Annotated in this window: 16 protein-coding genes; 8 read left to right on the top strand and 8 right to left on the bottom strand. The window is 70.9% G+C overall.

Annotation, left to right across the window (positions count from 1 at the left end):
* Positions 1–188, bottom strand: a 188-nt coding sequence (locus AC507J_RS28460; protein WP_496292924.1) for a DUF5703 family protein, incomplete at its 3' end; no start/stop codon positions are given.
* Positions 189–267: 79 nt separating this feature from the next.
* Complete coding sequence (locus AC507J_RS28465; RefSeq protein ID WP_496292926.1) at positions 268–1239, bottom strand: aldo/keto reductase; 972 nt, start codon at positions 1237–1239, stop codon at positions 268–270.
* Positions 1240–1378: 139 nt separating this feature from the next.
* Between AC507J_RS28465 and AC507J_RS28470 the strand changes: the two genes are divergently transcribed.
* From AC507J_RS28470 to mshC, 6 genes are all read left to right on the top strand, one after another.
* Positions 1379–2431, top strand: coding sequence for an LLM class F420-dependent oxidoreductase (locus AC507J_RS28470; RefSeq protein WP_496292928.1), 1053 nt, complete (start codon positions 1379–1381; stop codon positions 2429–2431).
* Positions 2428–3264, top strand: coding sequence for an undecaprenyl-diphosphate phosphatase (locus tag AC507J_RS28475; protein ID WP_496292930.1), 837 nt, complete (start codon positions 2428–2430; stop codon positions 3262–3264). Before AC507J_RS28470 ends, AC507J_RS28475 begins: the two co-directional genes overlap by 4 nt.
* A 136-nt stretch (positions 3265–3400) precedes the next feature.
* Positions 3401–4114, top strand: coding sequence for a histidine phosphatase family protein (locus tag AC507J_RS28480; RefSeq protein ID WP_496292932.1), 714 nt, complete (start codon positions 3401–3403; stop codon positions 4112–4114).
* A gap of 111 nt (positions 4115–4225) precedes the next feature.
* On the top strand, positions 4226–4801 hold the full coding sequence (locus tag AC507J_RS28485; protein WP_496292934.1) for a DUF3090 domain-containing protein: 576 nt from the start codon (positions 4226–4228) through the stop codon (positions 4799–4801).
* Complete coding sequence (locus tag AC507J_RS28490) at positions 4798–5616, top strand: SCO1664 family protein (RefSeq protein ID WP_496292936.1); 819 nt, start codon at positions 4798–4800, stop codon at positions 5614–5616. The genes AC507J_RS28485 and AC507J_RS28490 overlap by 4 nt, the downstream gene beginning before the upstream one ends.
* Before the next feature lie 70 nt (positions 5617–5686).
* Entirely contained in the window at positions 5687–6934 is a 1248-nt protein-coding gene (mshC, locus tag AC507J_RS28495; protein ID WP_496292938.1) for a cysteine--1-D-myo-inosityl 2-amino-2-deoxy-alpha-D-glucopyranoside ligase, read from the top strand.
* Between the two features lie 168 nt (positions 6935–7102).
* On the opposite strand, the gene AC507J_RS28500 is transcribed toward mshC, so the two are convergent.
* Entirely contained in the window at positions 7103–7894 is a 792-nt protein-coding gene (locus AC507J_RS28500; RefSeq protein WP_496292940.1) for a GntR family transcriptional regulator, read from the bottom strand.
* A 125-nt stretch (positions 7895–8019) separates the two neighbouring features.
* A complete protein-coding gene (locus AC507J_RS28505) occupies positions 8020–8889 on the bottom strand; it encodes a PAC2 family protein (protein WP_341715936.1) in 870 nt (289 codons plus the stop codon).
* Positions 8890–9195: 306 nt separating this feature from the next.
* Here AC507J_RS28505 and metH point away from each other — a divergent pair, with 306 nt between their 5' ends.
* Positions 9196–12711 (top strand): methionine synthase, encoded by a 3516-nt coding sequence (gene metH, locus AC507J_RS28510; protein WP_496292942.1) that lies wholly within the window; start codon positions 9196–9198, stop codon positions 12709–12711.
* Between the two features lie 85 nt (positions 12712–12796).
* Here metH and AC507J_RS28515 read toward each other — a convergent pair whose 3' ends face one another.
* The 4 genes from AC507J_RS28515 to AC507J_RS28530 all read right to left on the bottom strand — a co-directional run bounded on the left by AC507J_RS28515 (position 12797) and on the right by AC507J_RS28530 (position 15345).
* Positions 12797–13123 carry a hypothetical protein gene (locus AC507J_RS28515; RefSeq protein ID WP_496292944.1) on the bottom strand — a complete coding sequence of 109 codons (327 nt, stop codon included), beginning with the start codon at positions 13121–13123 and terminating at the stop codon, positions 12797–12799.
* A 49-nt stretch (positions 13124–13172) separates the two neighbouring features.
* A complete protein-coding gene (locus AC507J_RS28520) occupies positions 13173–13385 on the bottom strand; it encodes a hypothetical protein (protein ID WP_496292946.1) in 213 nt (70 codons plus the stop codon).
* Positions 13375–14115, bottom strand: coding sequence for a class I SAM-dependent methyltransferase (locus AC507J_RS28525; RefSeq protein WP_496292948.1), 741 nt, complete (start codon positions 14113–14115; stop codon positions 13375–13377). The genes AC507J_RS28520 and AC507J_RS28525 overlap by 11 nt, the downstream gene beginning before the upstream one ends.
* 75 nt (positions 14116–14190) lie before the next feature.
* Positions 14191–15345, bottom strand: coding sequence for a right-handed parallel beta-helix repeat-containing protein (locus tag AC507J_RS28530; RefSeq protein ID WP_496292950.1), 1155 nt, complete (start codon positions 15343–15345; stop codon positions 14191–14193).
* Between the two features lie 130 nt (positions 15346–15475).
* On the opposite strand from AC507J_RS28530, the gene AC507J_RS28535 reads away from it, so the two are divergent.
* A complete protein-coding gene (locus AC507J_RS28535; RefSeq protein WP_496292952.1) occupies positions 15476–16075 on the top strand; it encodes a hypothetical protein in 600 nt (199 codons plus the stop codon).
* Positions 16076–16087: the final 12 nt, after the last annotated feature.

The raw sequence follows: 16087 nt of genomic DNA on the forward strand, positions 1-16087 counted from the left end.
TACGACAGGCCCGGCTGCGGCTGGTTGACGCGGCGACGGCGCAGCATCACCTGCCGCGTGCCGTCCCGGTACAGCCGCACCCGGGCCAACTCCCAGCCGGAGAACTCCGCCTGGATCGCCAGCTGCGCCGCAGCGGTCAACCGGTCGACATTCGAGGGCAACCGTAACGGCGCGTATTCGTAGTCCATGCTCCCTATGCTGCCCAGCGCTGCGGCCCTCCGCCACCCCCTGAAGGTGGTCCGGATCGTCGGCCGCCGCAGCCACCGTTCAGCCGTCGCGCTCTGGGTAACCCACCTCCAGCGCCGAGACGTCGTCAAGCGCCGTGGTGATCTCCTCGGGGAGGGTCATCCGCTCCACCTGGAGGGCACCGAGCAGTTGCCCGGCGGTGCGCGCGCCGAGGATCGGCGCGGTGACCCCGGGCCGATCCCGGATCCAGGCCAGCGCCACCTCCAGCGGAGAGACCCCGAGCCCGCTCGCGGCGGTGGCCACCGCCTCCACGATGCTGGAGCAGCGCGGCTCCAGGTAGGTGGCGACGAAGCGCTCGAAATGCGGTGACACCGCCCGGGAATCCGCCGGCCGCCCGTGCCGGTACTTGCCGGTGAGCACCCCGCGACCCAGCGGCGACCAGGGCAGCACCCCCAGTCCGAGCGCCTCGCAGGCCGGCAGCACCTCCCGCTCCACCCCCCGCTCCAGCAGCGAGTACTCCACCTGGGCGGCGACCACCGGCGCCCGCCCCGGCCAGGCCGCCTGCCAGGCCGCCGCCCGGGCGGTCTGCCAGCCGGAGAAGTTCGACACACCGATGTAACGGACCCGGCCACTGGCCACCGCGTGGTCCAACGCGGCCAGGGTCTCCTCCAGCGGGGTCTGCGGGTCGTAACAGTGCACCTGGAAGAGGTCGACGTGGTCGGTGCCCAACCGGCGCAGCGAGGCGTCCAGGGTGCGCAACAGGTGCCCACGGGAGTTGTCCCGACGCCGCGCCCCGCCCGGTCGCAACCCCGCCTTCGTGGCGATCAGCAGGTCCTCCCGAGGCACCAGGCTGCCCAGCAGCGAGCCGATCACCGACTCGGCGTCGCCGTCGCCGTACACGTCGGCCGTGTCGATCAGGTTGCCACCCGCGTCGAGATAACTCTTCAGTTGCGCCGCCGCGTCGTCGGCGTCGGTGTCCCGGCCCCAGGTCATCGTGCCGAGCGCGAGCCGGGAAACCGCCAGCCCGCTTCGGCCGAGCGGTCGCTGCTGCATGGGTGAACCTTATTTCGAACCAGGCCGGACCGATATCCTCGCTCCCGTCGAGTCTGCCGGCGACTCGGGGGTGAGCCGGTGATCCTCCCCTCCGCCGGCATTGCGTAACCTGATGCGACTGCGGATGGGGGAGGACTCTGTGCGACTCGGGCTAAGCCTCGGATACCAGACAGCGTGGAGCACACCGGCCGACCACCTGGCCCTGGCTCAGGAGGCGGACCGGCTCGGCTACTCGGTGGTGTGGTCGGCGGAGGCGTACGGCTCCGACTCGCCGAGCATGCTCGCCTACATCGCCGGGCAGACCGAGCGGATCGACGTCGGCAGCGCCGTGATGCAGATTCCCGCCCGTACGCCCGCGATGACCGCGATGACCGCGGCGACCATCGACGCGCTCTCCGGTGGCCGGTTCCGGCTCGGCCTCGGGGTCTCCGGCCCACAGGTCTCCGAGGGCTGGCACGGCGTACGCTTCGGCAAGCCGCTGGCCCGCACCCGGGAGTACGTGGAGATCGTGCAGCTGGCGGTGGCCCGCAAGGAGGTCGCCTACGACGGCGAGTTCTACACCCTGCCGCTGCCCGACGGTCCCGGCAAGGCGCTGCGGCTGGGCTTCCACCCGCCGCGCGAGCACATCCCCACCTACCTGGCCGCGGTCGGACCGAAGAACCTGGAGCTGGCCGGCGAGATCGCCGACGGCTGGCTGGCCGTCTTCTTCGCCCCCGAGTTCGCCGACGAGCAGCTCGCGGCGGTCAGCGCCGGCCGGGCCAAGGTCGGCAAGGAACTGGCCGGCTTCGACGTGGTGCCCTCCGTGCCGGTCGTGGTCGGCGACGACGTCGCCTCCTGCGCCGAACTGGTCCGCTGGTACGCGGCCCTCTACGTCGGCGGCATGGGCAGTCGGCAGCAGAACTTCTACAACCAGCTGGCCACCCGGATGGGCTACGGCGACGCCGCCCGCGAGGTGCAGGATCTCTACCTGGCCAAGCGGCAGCGCGACGCCGCCGCCGCGGTGCCGCTGGAGTTCATCGACCGGACCTCCCTGCTCGGGCCCAAGGAACGCATCGCCGAACGGATGCGCCAGTTCGCCGAGGCCGGGGTGACCACCCTCTCGGTGACCCTCTTCACCGCCGACCGCGAGAACGGGGTGCAGACCCTGCGGACCGTCGCCGAGGCACTGGAACTCTCGGGAGTCGGGGAGTGACCTGGATCGAAGCCATCGTCCTGGGCATCGTCCAGGGCCTGACCGAGTTCCTGCCGGTCAGCTCGTCGGGGCACCTGCGGATCACCTCGGCGATCTTCTTCGACCGCGACGCCGGTGCCTCCTTCACCGCGGTCACCCAACTCGGCACCGAGGCGGCGGTACTCCTCTACTTCGCCAAGGACATCTGGCGGATCGGTCGGACCTGGGTCATCGGCATCTGGGACTCCTCGGTACGTAGCAGCCTCGACTACCGGATGGGCTGGTACGTGATCGTCGGCTCCATCCCGATCGGCGCCTTCGGATTCCTGTTCAAGGACCAGATCCGGGAGACCGCCCGCAACCTGTGGGTGGTGGCCACCACCCTCATCGTCTTCGCCTTCGTGCTCGCGTTCGCCGAGTACTGGGGTCGGCAGACCCGGACCCTGCGCGACTTCCGGATGCGCGACGGTGTGGTGATGGGCTTCGCCCAGGCCCTCGCCCTGATCCCCGGTGTGTCCCGGTCCGGCGCGACGCTCACCTTCGGCCTCTTCCTCAACCTCACCCGGGAGACCGCGGCCCGCTACTCGTTCCTGCTGGCCATCCCGGCCGTGGTGATGTCCGGCATCTTCAGTCTGGGCGACGTCTTCGAACCGGCGGCCCCCGGCACCTCGGTGCCCTCCGTCGCGCAGATGGTGGTCGCCACCCTGATCGCCTTCGCGGTCGGCTACGCGGCCATCGCCTGGCTGCTGCGCTACGTCGCGCACCACACCCTGTACGTCTTCGTGCTCTACCGGGTCGCGGTCGGCACCCTCGTCCTCGCCCTCCTGCTCACCGGCACCATCAGCGCCACCTGAGGTGTAAGGAAGGGCCCCTTGTTAACGCCTCGTGCATAGCAGGGGCCCCTTCTAACACCACCGCCCTACCGCGCACCGCAGTAGCGGTGCGCGGTGGGTGGCGGGACACGTACGTGGTCGGTACCGGGGGCCTAGGGTGGTCGGTGTGGCGACCCTCTTGCTCCTGCGGCACGGACGTACCACCGCCAACGCGGACGGTGGGTTGGCCGGCCGGCAGCCGGTCGAACTGGATGAGACCGGCCGGGCCCAGGCCGGCGCGGTGGGCGAGCGGCTGCGGCCGGTGCCGCTGGCGGCCGTCGTGACCAGTCCGCTGATCCGCTGCCGGCAGACCCTCCAACTGGCGCTGCCGCAGGCGTCGCCGGTGATCGACGAGGGGCTGATCGAGTGCGGGTACGGCAGCTGGGAGGGGCAGCCGCTGAAGAAGCTGGCAAAGGAGCCGCTCTGGCCGGTCGTCCAGCAGCATCCCAGTGCGGCGGTCTTCCCCGAGGGGGAGTCGATGGCGCAGATGGCGGCCCGCGCGGTCGCGGCGGTACGCGCCTGGGACGCCCGGTTGACCGCCGAGCACGGCCCCGAGGCGGTCTGGCTGGCCTGCAGCCACGGCGATGTGATCAAGGCCATCGTCGCCGACGCGCTCGGCGTACACCTGGATCTCTTTCAGCGGATCGTGGTGGACCCGGCGTCGGTGACGGCGATCCGCTACACCCCGCTGCGTCCCTTTCTGGTCCGGCTCAACGACATCGGGGGTGACCTGAGCGGCCTGGTCCCGCCGCCGGGCAAGCGGCGCCGGCGGGCCGGCCGCCCGGCGGACTCGGACGCCGCGGTCGGCGGTGGTGCGGGAGCGCCCCGGTGAGTCGACCGGCAGGGGAGCGTCCGGGTGAGCCGGTCCGTGTCGGCCCCGGGGGGCAGCGATTCGGGTCGGTGGGGTGCGCGGTACGTGGGGGCGCCGGATAGGGTCTCTGGTATGACCCACCAGGTGCACGCCTTCGAGCCGCCGGAGCGGTTCGTCGCCGGGACCGTCGGGCCGCCGGGGGAGCGCACATTCTTCCTTCAGGCGCGCGGCGGTGGCCGGCTGGTCAGCGTCGCGCTGGAGAAGGTCCAGGTCTCTCTGCTCGCCGAGAAGCTGGAGGAACTGCTCACCGAGGCGCAGCGCCGGTTCGGGGTCGAGTTGCCCGAGGCGCCGGTCTCGCTCGGTGACAACGACCCGCTGGAAACGCCGGTCGACGAGGAGTTCCGGGTTGGCACGCTGGGCCTGGCCTTCGACGCGGACACCGCGACCGTGGTGATCGAGGCGATCGCGGTCGGCGAGGCGGAGGCCGAGATAGAGCTGGGTGAGTCGGAGGAGGACGAGGCCGACGACGTCGAGCCCGACGAGGACCTCGACCGGCTCCGGGTGCGGTTGACCCCCGAGGCGACCCGCGAGTTCATCGAACGTGCCCGCCGGGTGGTCAACGCCGGCCGTCCCCCCTGCCCGCTCTGCGGCCAGCCGCTTGACCCGGCCGGTCACCTCTGCCCCCGGAACAACGGCTACCACCGGTGACCTCGTCCGGCCTGGCACCCCGGCGGGAGGGCGACGCCGCGCTGCGTCTGCTGCGCGACGGCGAGCTGACCATCGAGGGGCGACTGGTCGACGCCTCGAACACCACCCTGCGCGGCATCCTCACCCTGGACGGCACCACCGCCCGATGCGTCTACAAACCGATCCGCGGCGAGCGTCCGCTCTGGGACTTTCCCGATGGCACGCTTGCCGGTCGGGAGGTGGCCGCGTATCTGGTCTCCGCAGCCACCGGCTGGGACCTGGTGCCACCGACGGTGCTGCGTCCGGGCCCCTTCGGTCCGGGTTCGTGCCAGCTCTGGATCGACGAGCCGGCCGACGGCGAACCGCTTGTCGCGTTCGTGCCTGCCGACGCGCTGCCGCCCCGGTGGTTCCCGATCGCGGCGGCCCGCGACGACGACGGCACCCCGTACGCCCTGGCGCACGCCGACGACCCGCGGCTGGCCCGGCTCGCGCTCTTCGACGCCGTGATCAACAACGCCGACCGCAAGGGCGGGCACGTCCTGGTCGGCCCGGACGACCGCATCCACGGCGTCGACCACGGGGTGAGTTTCCACGTCGAGGAGAAGCTGCGCACGGTCCTCTGGGGCTGGGCCGGCCGGCCGCTGCCCGAGGACGCGGTCGAGACGCTCGACCGGCTCGCCCGTCAGGTCGCCGAACCGCTCGGCGAGGAACTGGCCGAGCACCTCACCGTCAGCGAGATCGCCGAACTGGCGGCCCGGATCGACCGGCTGCGCGCCGACGGCCGGTTCCCCCAGCCGTCGCAGGACTGGCCGGCCGTGCCATGGCCGCCCCTGTAGCGCTCGCCTGAGGCGTTGATCACTGCCGGCCCTGCGTACCGGTGACCCACCGCTGGTTAGGCTGGCGGACATGGAGTCTTGGGTGGGGCACGAGGTGCCGCGGTTGCCGGGCAGGAGCGGGCCGCTGAGGTTGTTCGACTCGGCACGCCAGGGCGTGCACCCCACCGAGCCCGACGGTGTCGCGACGATGTACGTCTGCGGCATCACCCCGTACGACGCCACCCATCTCGGTCACGCCGCCACCATGATCACCTTTGATCTGGTGCAGCGGATGTGGCGCGACGCGGGCCACCAGGTGCGGTACGTGCAGAATGTCACCGACATCGACGATCCGCTGCTGGAGCGGGCCGAGCGGGACGGCGAGGACTGGAAGGTCCTGGCGATGCGGGAGACGGCGTTGTTCCGCGAGGACATGGAGGCGTTGCGGATCATCCCGCCGGAGCACTACGTCGGTGCCGTCGAGTCGATCCCGGACATCGCCGAAAAGGTGCTGCTGCTGCTCAAGGACGGTGCCGCGTACCGGCTGGACGACGGGAGCGGCGACGTCTACTTCGACATCTCGGCCGCGCCGCGCTTCGGCTACGAGTCGAACCTGTCCCGCGACGAGATGTTGAAGATCTTCCCCGAGCGCGGTGGTGATCCGGACCGGGTCGGCAAGCGTGATCCGCTCGACCCGCTGCTGTGGCGCGGTGCCCGGGAGGGGGAACCCGCCTGGCCCGGCGGCGACCTCGGGGCGGGCCGGCCCGGCTGGCACATCGAGTGCGCGGTGATCGCCCTGGGACTGCTCGGCTCCACCATCGACGTGCAGGGCGGCGGCAACGACCTGCTCTACCCGCACCACGAGTGTTCCGCCGCGCACGCCGAGCGGCTGACCGGGGCGGCGCCCTTCTCCCGGCACTACGTGCACGCCGGGATGATCGGCCTGGACGGCGAGAAGATGTCCAAGTCGCGCGGCAACCTGGTGTTCGTCTCCCGGCTGCGCGCCGACAAGGTCGACCCGATGGCGGTGCGGCTGGCGCTGCTCGCCGGCCACTACCGCGCCGACCGGTCGTGGACCGACGACCTGTTGGCCGCCGCCGAGGAGCGACTGGGCCGCTGGCGCCGGGCCGCCGCCGCAGCCGCCGGGCCGTCCGGGGAGGCCTTCCTGGCCGGCGTACGCGATCGCCTGAACGATGACCTCGACTCGCCCGGTGCCCTGCGGCTGGCCGACGAGTGGGCCGAGCAGACCGAGCGGCTCCCCGCCGGCACCCCCGCCGACCCCAGCGCCCCCGCCCTCTTCACCGCCACCCTCAACACCCTCCTAGGCATCCGCCTCTAACAGCCCTCCCCGCCTCCCCGCCTCCCCGCCTGCCCGCCTCCCCGAGCACCCGCGATCTTGCAGTTTTGGTCGCTGTTTTGCGGCTTCTGTGGCTTATGCGGCGACGGAAAGTGCAAGATCGCGGGCGGCTCGGGGTGGTGCGGGTGCTCGGGGTGGTGCGGGTTGGTGTCAGCCGAGGACTAGGCCGGGGTCGGGGTCGGGGGTGGCGGCGGGAGCGGGGATCTGGTACTCCTCGGTCAGCGTGGTGACCGGGCCGGGCCAGGTTGCCTGGGCCACCTCGATCGGCTTGTGCCGTGGGTCGTACGCCACGTGCAGCAGGTGCAGGACGGGAGTGTCCGGCCGGATCTGAAGGGTCTCCGCCTCCTCCCGGCTCGGCTGACGCGCCGTGATCGTGTCGGTGGCCGTGGCGTACCGCCGACCGGTGGCCTCCTCGGCCTCCTGGTAGAGGGGACGGCCGAACGCCTCGGCCCGCTCCAGCGAGGTGCCGGCGGTGTCGGCGGGCAGGAACCAGGAGGCGCCGACCTCGACCGGTGAGTCCTCGGTGCGGACCAGGTGGCGGCGGCAGAGCAGCTCGGTGCCGTCGGGTACGCCGAACGCGTCGGCCACCTCGGGCGGCGCGGGGGAGCGGCCGACGGAGACCAGTTGCTGCCGGTATCGGGCGGCCAGGTCGGTGTGGTAGCCGCGGAACCCGCCGTAGCGGCCCCGGGAGAGGCGGTTCAGCCGCCGTCGGGTGCCCCGCACGTACGTACCGGAGCCGGGCTTTGTGATCAGGATGCCCTCGACCCGCAGCTGGTCGACGGCGCGTTGCACGGTCTGCTTCGCCACGCCGAACATCTCCGCGATCGCCGGGATCGACGGCAGTCGTTCACCCGGTGCCCAGTCGCCGCGCCGGATCTGGGTCTTGAGTTGCGCGGCGATCTGCCGGTGCGGGAATTCCGCCGCCCCCGGATTGATCTGCATGTCCGCCTCCTAACAACTAGGTTCCTAGGATGCCGTACGCGGAGTGATCCCGCCACCCCGCCACGCGCACGGAAACGGGGCCCGGACAGATTCGCCCGGGCCCCGGAAGGTCGAACTGGAAAGGATTACCAGGAGCCGGCGGTGGGGCCGGCGGAACCGCCCCGACGGCGCAGATACTTCTCGAACTCCTGGGCGATCTCGTCCCCGGTCAACGGGGTGATGCCTGCGTCGCCGACGCGTTCCTCCAGCTCACGCACGTACTCGCCGAGTTCGGCGTCCTGCTCGGCGGCGCTGCGTACCCGCTGTTCCCACTCGGCGGCCTCCTCGGCCAGGTCGGCCATCGGCACCGGCAGGTCGACCACTTCCTCGACCCGGTGCAGCAGGGCGAGGGTCGCCTTCGGGCAGGGCGGGTTGTTTGCGTAGTGCGGCACGTGCACCCAGAACGAGACCGCGTCGACCTCGGCACGGGTGCAGGCGTCGTGCAGCACGCCCACGATGCCGGTCGGCCCGTCGTAGCGGGTCGGGGTGAGCTGGTAGCGCTTGGCGGCGTCGGCGTCGGAGGCGCTGCCGCTGATCGGCAGCGGCCGGGTGTACGGCACGTCGGCAAGCAGCGCGCCGAGCAGCACCACCCGCTCGACCTCCAGGCTGTGGCAGATCTCCAGCACCTGCTCGCAGAAGGTGCGCCAACGCATGCTCGGCTCGATGCCCCGGATCAGCACCACGTCCCGGTCCGTGCCGGAAGGGCTGGCCACGGTGAACCGGGTCGTCGGCCACTCCACCCGGCGGGTCGCGCCCTCCGACATCGCGATGGTGGGCCGGCTGACCTGGAAGTCGTAGAAGTCCTCCGGGTCCAGCTCGGTGATCGGTCGGGCCTGCCACACCTGCTCCAGGTGCTCGACCGCGGCGGTCGAGGCGTCGGCGGCGTCGTTCCACCCCTCGAACGCGGCGATCGCCACCGGAGACCGCAGCACCGGCAGTCCGTCGAATTCGGTCACGCCGTCACCTCACCCACTCGTCACCGGCGACGCCGGGGCCGGCCCCGGTCGTCTGCCCGCCGTGCATGGTGGTGTCGCTGTAGTCCCTCACATCAGTCAGCCTACGTGCCGCGCGGGAAGGTGGCCCGTCGGCCGCGCCGGATCACGGCCGGGTGCCCGCTCCGACCCTCCCTGGCCACCGGACCCGGATCCGCCCCGATTTGCCGGCATAGCAGCGCAAAGTGGGACAGCGTGATCCCGGTGACACGATGTGGGACGGGCCCGCACGGGAGGTTGCGGAACGCTCGCGCCGACTAACCTGGCAATGTGCGGACTTCGTTGCTCGACGCGCTGGCAGACCGGATCCTCGTCACCGACGGGGCGATGGGGACGATGCTCCAGGCCGCGGAGCTGACCCTGGACGACTTCGACGGCCTTGAGGGGTGCAACGAGATCCTCAATGTCACCCGCCCCGACGTCGTACGCGGGGTGCACGAGGCGTACCTCGCCGCCGGCGCGGACTGTGTGGAGACCAACACCTTCGGTGCCAACCTGGCCAATCTCGGCGAGTACGACATCCAGCACCGGATCCGGGAGCTGTCGGCGGCCGGCGCCCGGATCGCCCGGGAGGCGGCCGACGCGTACACCACGCCCGAACGACAGCGGTTCGTGCTCGGCTCGATCGGTCCCGGCACGAAGCTGCCCACCCTCGGCCACGCCGCCTACGCCACGCTGCGCGACGCGTACCAGGAGAACGCCGCCGGCCTGATCGAGGGCGGTGCGGACGCCCTGATCGTGGAGACCTGCCAGGACCTGCTCCAGGTCAAGGCCGCCGTGGTCGGGTCGCGGCGGGCCATGGCTGAGCTGGGCCAGCGGGTCCCGCTGATCTGCCACGTCACCGTGGAGACCACCGGCACCATGCTGCTGGGCAGCGAGATCGGCGCCGCGTTGACCGCGATCGAGCCGCTCGGCGTCGACCTGATCGGGCTGAACTGCGCCACCGGGCCGGCGGAGATGAGCGAGCACCTGCGCTACCTCTCCCAGCACGCCAGCATTCCGCTCTCGGTGATGCCGAACGCCGGTCTGCCGCAGCTCACCGCCGACGGCGCGGTCTACCCGCTGACCCCGGTGGAGTTGGCCGACGCCATGGAACGTTTCGTCACCGAGTACGGCGTCTCCCTGGTCGGCGGCTGTTGCGGCACCACGCCGGAGCACATCCGGCTGCTCGCCGAGCGGCTGGCCGGTGCCCGGCCCGGCCCGCGCGAGCCGCGTACCGACCCCGGTGTCTCCTCGATCTACCACCACGTGCCGTTCGCCCAGGACGCCAGCGTGCTGATGGTGGGGGAGCGGACCAACGCCAACGGCTCCAAGGCGTTCCGTGAGGCGATGCTCGCCGCCGACTGGCAGTCCTGCGTGGAGATCGCCCGCAGCCAGGCCCGCGACGGCTCACACCTGCTGGACCTCTGCGTCGACTACGTCGGCCGCGACGGCACCACCGACATGCGTGAGCTGGCCGGCCGGTTCGCCACCGCCTCCACGTTGCCGATCATGCTGGACTCGACCGAGCCGGCGGTGATCGAGGCCGGGCTGGAGATGCTCGGCGGACGATGCGTGGTCAACTCGGTCAACTACGAGGACGGCGACGGCCCCGAGTCCCGCTTCGGCCGGGTGATGCCGGTGATCAAGGAGCACGGCGCCGCGGTCGTGGTGATGTGCATCGACGAGGAGGGGCAGGCCCGTACCGCCGCGGACAAGGTCCGCATCGCCTCCCGGATCATCGATGACCTGACCGGGCGCTGGGGCATGCGGCTGCCGGACATCATGGTCGACGCGCTGACCTTCCCGATCTCCACCGGCCAGGAGGAGACCCGCCGCGACGGTGTGGAGACCATCGAGGCGATTCGTGAGATCGCCGCGCGCTACCCGGGGATCAACTTCACCCTGGGCATCTCCAACGTCTCGTTCGGACTGAACCCGGCGGCCCGGCAGGTGCTCAACTCCGTCTTCCTGCACGAGTGCGTGCAGGCCGGGCTCACCTCGGCGATCGTGCACGCCAGCAAGATCCTGCCGATGTCGAAGATCCCCGATGAGCAGCGCGAGGTCGCCCTCGACATGGTCTACGACCGCCGTCGCGAGGGCTACGACCCGCTCCAGCGCTTCATCGAGCTGTACGAAGGCGTGGACGCCGCCTCGGCGCGGGCTACCCGGGCCGAGGAGTTGGCCGCCCTGCCACTCAACGAACGTCTCAAGCAGCGGATCATCGATGGCGAGCGCAACGGCCTGGAGGCCGACCTGGACGCGGCGATGGCCGCTGGCACCGCACCACTGCTGATCATCAACGACATCCTGCTTGACGGCATGAAGGTCGTCGGTGAGCTGTTCGGCTCCGGCCAGATGCAGTTGCCGTTCGTGCTCCAGTCCGCCGAGGTGATGAAGACCGCGGTGGCGTACCTCGAACCGCACATGGAGAAGGCCGACGACGGCGGCAAGGGCCGCATCGTGCTCGCCACGGTCAAGGGCGACGTGCACGACATCGGCAAGAACCTTGTCGACATCATCCTCTCCAACAACGGCTACGAGGTGGTCAACATCGGCATCAAGCAGCCGATCGCCGCCATCCTCGACGCCGCCGAGCAGCACCGCGCCGACGCCATCGGCATGTCCGGCCTGCTGGTCAAGAGCACGGTCATCATGAAGGAGAACCTGGCCGAGATGGCGTCGCGCGGGGTCGCGGAGCGCTGGCCGGTCCTGCTCGGCGGCGCGGCGCTGACCCGGGCGTACGTCGAGGACGACCTGCGGTCGATGTTCCCGGGCCAGGTGCATTACGCCCGCGACGCCTTCGAGGGACTCTCCCTCATGGACCGGGTGATGACCGCCAAGCGCGGTGGAGCGCCGGTGATCGACGCCGAGCGGGAGGCCGCCCTCGCCGCCCGGCGGGCCCGTCGGGAACGGCAGCGCGCCGTGGTTGCCGAGTCGTTGCCGGACCTTGATGACGCCTCGGTCCGCTCCGACGTGGCGCTCGACGTGCCGGTGCCGACCGCACCGTTCTACGGCACCCGGGTGATCAAGGGCGTGCCGCTTGCCGACTACGCGGCGCTGCTGGACGAGCGGGCCACCTTCATGGGCCAATGGGGGCTGCGCGGCGCGCGCGGCGGCAAGGGCCCCTCCTACGAGGAGCTGGTGGAGACCGAGGGCCGTCCCCGGCTGCGTTACTGGCTGGACCGCCTCATCGCCGACCAGGTGCTGGAGGCGGCCGTGGTGTACGGCTACTTTCCGGCCTACTCCGAGGGCAACGACCTGGTGGTCCTGGACGAGAACGGGCACGCCGAGCGGGCCCGCTTCACCTTCCCCCGGCAGCGGCAGGAGCGGCGGCTCTGCCTGGCCGACTTCTTCCGCCCCCGGGGCGAGGAACCGGACGTGGTGGCGTTGCAGCTGGTCACCGTCGGCCAGCCGGTCAGCGAGTACGCGGCGAAGCTCTTCGCCGCCAACGAGTACCGCGACTACCTGGAGGTGCACGGCCTTTCCGTGCAGCTCACCGAGGCCCTCGCCGAATACTGGCACAAGCGGGTACGTGCCGAGCTGACCCTGCCCGACGGCCGTACCGTCGCCGACGACGACCCGGCGGACCTGGCCGGCCTGCTACGCACCGACTACCGGGGCTGCCGGTACGCGTTCGGCTACCCGGCCTGCCCCGACCTGGAGGACCGGGCCAAGATCGTGGACCTGCTCGGCGCCGAGCGGATCGGCGTGCAGCTCTCCGAGGAGTTCCAGCTGATGCCCGAGCAGGCCACCGACGCCATCGTCGTGCACCATCCCGAAGCCAGCTATTTCAACGCCAAGTGACGAACGCAGGTCGGTAGGTGCGGCTGCCCTGCTCCGCGGCCGACGCGGAGCAGGGCATTGGGCGGGCCTTGGTGACCGCCGCTGACTAGTCCGCCGTCACGTACGCGTACCCGCAGTTGTGCGGCGAGCCGTTGGTGCCGTTCTGCCGGCACACCTCGATCTCGAGGCGGTCTCCCCGAACGAAGTACCCGCCCAGGGTGGCGGAGCCGCGCGTGCCATTGGCGCCGTTGGCGTCTTCGGCCGAACCGACATGCAGACCTCCCAGGCTCATGTTCCAGACCCAGGCCTTGACCCGCTCACCGTCGCCGTAGTTGTCCCAGACCGTGAGGACGCGGGTCTTGGTGTTGAAGCTCGCGCTGCCGATGTACGACGGGCTGTCCTGGTGCCGGCGGGAGGGGGAGATGTTCGTCATGCTGCGGTCGGGCCCCGGTCTTGGTGGCGCTCGGCTAGGTGTTTGAGGTTCAGCAGCTGCCGTCGGGCCATGACCAGTTGTCGATCCAGTCGTAGGCGTACGGCGCCAGCCGCACCTGGGCCACCCAGGGCCACACCGTGGCGGCCGGCGCGGCCACCCGTACCCCTCGCCAGGCTTGCAGCGTGGGGGAGCGGACGAATTCGTCGCAGGGGTAGGCCCGCCGGATCTCGCTCTCCGTCACGCCCCAGCGGTCACCGAGCATCGTCCTTTCTTCGCCCCAGCACCAGCGTGGTGCGTAGGTCGAGGACGACGGTGCCGCCGAAGTCGTCGACCAGGCGGCTCAGCGCGTCCAGGCCGCGCTGTTGCTGCTCCGGTGGTCGGGTCAGGTACGGACCGAAGGTGCGGATCAGGGCGAGGTAGCGCTGCTTGTCCAGCGGCAGGGCCCGCCGGAACACCGTCTTGCGTACGTCGGTGAACTCGCCCTGGGCGAGGACATCCTGGTGGAACCAGTCTGCGGGCCGTTCCTGGATGGTCGGGTCGACGGCGTGCAGCGCGGTCTGGATCGCGGCCCGCTGGTCGGAGTCGGCGTAGTCGTAGCGGTGCCCGAAGATCGCCAGGGTGCCGCCCGGTGCGAGAGCCTGCCGGGCGCGGGCGTTGCGGGTGGCCGGGTCCAGCCAGTGCCAGGCCATCGCGGCGGCCAGCAGCCCGACCCCGCCGGCCGGCGGTGACCACCCTTCGAAGGTGACGGCCTCGACGCGGGCGGCCGGGAAGCGTGCGGCCAGCTTGGCCGCCATCCCCGGATCCGGTTCGACGCATGTCAGCGGCGCGCCGATGCGGGCAAGCACCTCGGTGCCCTTGCCCGTGCCCGCGCCGATTTCGACCACCGACGCCGGCTGGCCACCGTGGTACGCCACGATCGCGTCGGCGATCTCCGTCGGATAGCCCGGTCGAGTCGTGTCGTACAGGTCAGCCACCTGCCCGAAGACATCCATGGTCTCGCTCCTCCCGTGCGCGGTCGATGACGTCGTTTCTCCTGGCCCGCGTGTTCGAGCCGAGCCGCTGAGGGATCAGTAGGTGTTGTTCGCCGTGATCAGGCGTACCTCGCCGGCCGGCAGGTCCGGGCAGACCGGGGCGCCCTTGTAGGTCGCGCCGGGTGGGGTGATCACCCATACCGGCAGGTTGGCGTTACTGCCGATCAGGTAGGTGCCGAGGTCGTTGCCGGCAAACCGGTTGTGGTAGGACGAGCACTCGTCGGCAGCCTCGTTCACCTCCTCCCGGTAGTGCACCATCGACGGTGAGGAGCGTACGAATCCGTTGGCGCCGAACACGTTCTGCTCGAAGCTGTTGAAATTGCTGCCGTCACGAACCTTGATCGGTTCGCTGCTCACGCCCGTCACCTGGTTACCTACGAACCGGTTACGGGAACTCTTGTGCGTCACGTAGATGGCGTGGATGTAGCTGTGCTCGGAGTTGCGCAGGTCCACGAAGTGGTTGTTCTCGATGCGGTTGTCGGACGACTCGGTGAGCACGATCCCGCCGTAGCCGCACCGCCGGAAGTCGGGGTCGTCACAGGAGCCACCGGTGTAGGCGTTGCCGAGCTTCGTGAAGCGCATCCCGAAGACGGTGTTGCCGTCGAGCCCCCGGGCCGACGGCATTCCCGGTGGCGAGGAGCGTTGGTAGCTGCCACCGCACGAGCCCGCCGAGCCGTCCAGCGACAGTGCCGAGTTGGCGTAGTACTCCACCTGGAGGTAGTAGAAGCGCAGGCCAGCCGTGCCGCCCTCGGCGAGTGGCTGGCCGCTGTTGCCGGGACAGGCATGGAACCACGGCCCGGTGATGTAGCGGCCCGACCCGCTGGCGCGGCGGTTCTGGAAAACCGGGCGTGCCGCGATGCCACCGATGCCTTCGCCGTACTCGTAGTCGTCGGGCATGAACGTGATCGTGTGGCCCGGCCGGTAGGTCTGCCAGACGATGCCCTGGGCCACGTAGGTGCCGGCGTGGATGCGGACCTCGACATCCAGGTCGGGTGGGCCAGCGGCGATGAGCTGCTGCACCCGCACGAGGCTGCTTACGGCGGTGGCAGGTGTCGCACCGTCGCGGCTGTCGTCGCCGGCCGCGTTGAGATAGATGGTCTGCACGTCCGCCGCGGCGGCGGACGGAGCGGCCACCACCACCGCAGACAGCCCGATCATGACTGTCACCAGCAGTCGCCTGAACATCTTCATGGATTTTCTCCCCCGTACGCAGATCTGCCCGCCCTCCATCGAGCTGGCGGACGCCGATCTCTGCGATTGTCATGATGCCATTGGGCCCGAGCCGCTGGTGCCCCATCGCTTCGGCGTGCACCATTGTCTGGTGCCTCCATCGTCGACTGTCGCCCCGGCCGAATTGCGGCCACGCCGGTTCTGGTTCGCCGTCGCGGCGTCGGTCGCCGTCGGCGGTGTGCTGGCCTCGGCGGTGTTGATGTTGATCGTGCTCGGTGCCGAGGGTGAGTTGGGCCAGCGTGTCGTCGCGGGAGAGCCGGTCGCGGTGGCGCTCTCATCCGACGAGAAGGTGGTGTGGGTCCGGGAGCCGGACGGGGGCGGGCAGCGCATCAGCTGTGCCGCGTCGCCGCTGGACGGCCTGACGATCACCGAGTACGGAGCGGCCCACCTGGAGGCTCACCGGCTCGAACTGACGGTCGACGGCGAGCGGTGGCGCGGCCGGGTGGGGCTCTCCGCAGATCCGGCCGGGCGGTACGAGGTGACCTGCACGGCACCGGGAGCCGAGCCGCCACCGGCTCTCGCGATCGGTGATCCGCCCCGGTTCTCCGGTCCCCGGTCCGCCGCCCTGGCCACCCTGACGGCCGTCGGCGTCTCCGCGCTGAGCGTGCTTACCGGTGTCGTGCTGGCGGGGGTGGTGGCGGTTCGTCGTCGCCGGCATGCGCGCGCGTCGCGCCCGGGTACGGCGAGCTAGCGCACCGGGCGG

It is taken from the genome of Micromonospora sp. PRAS1 (genome assembly GCF_059553435.1).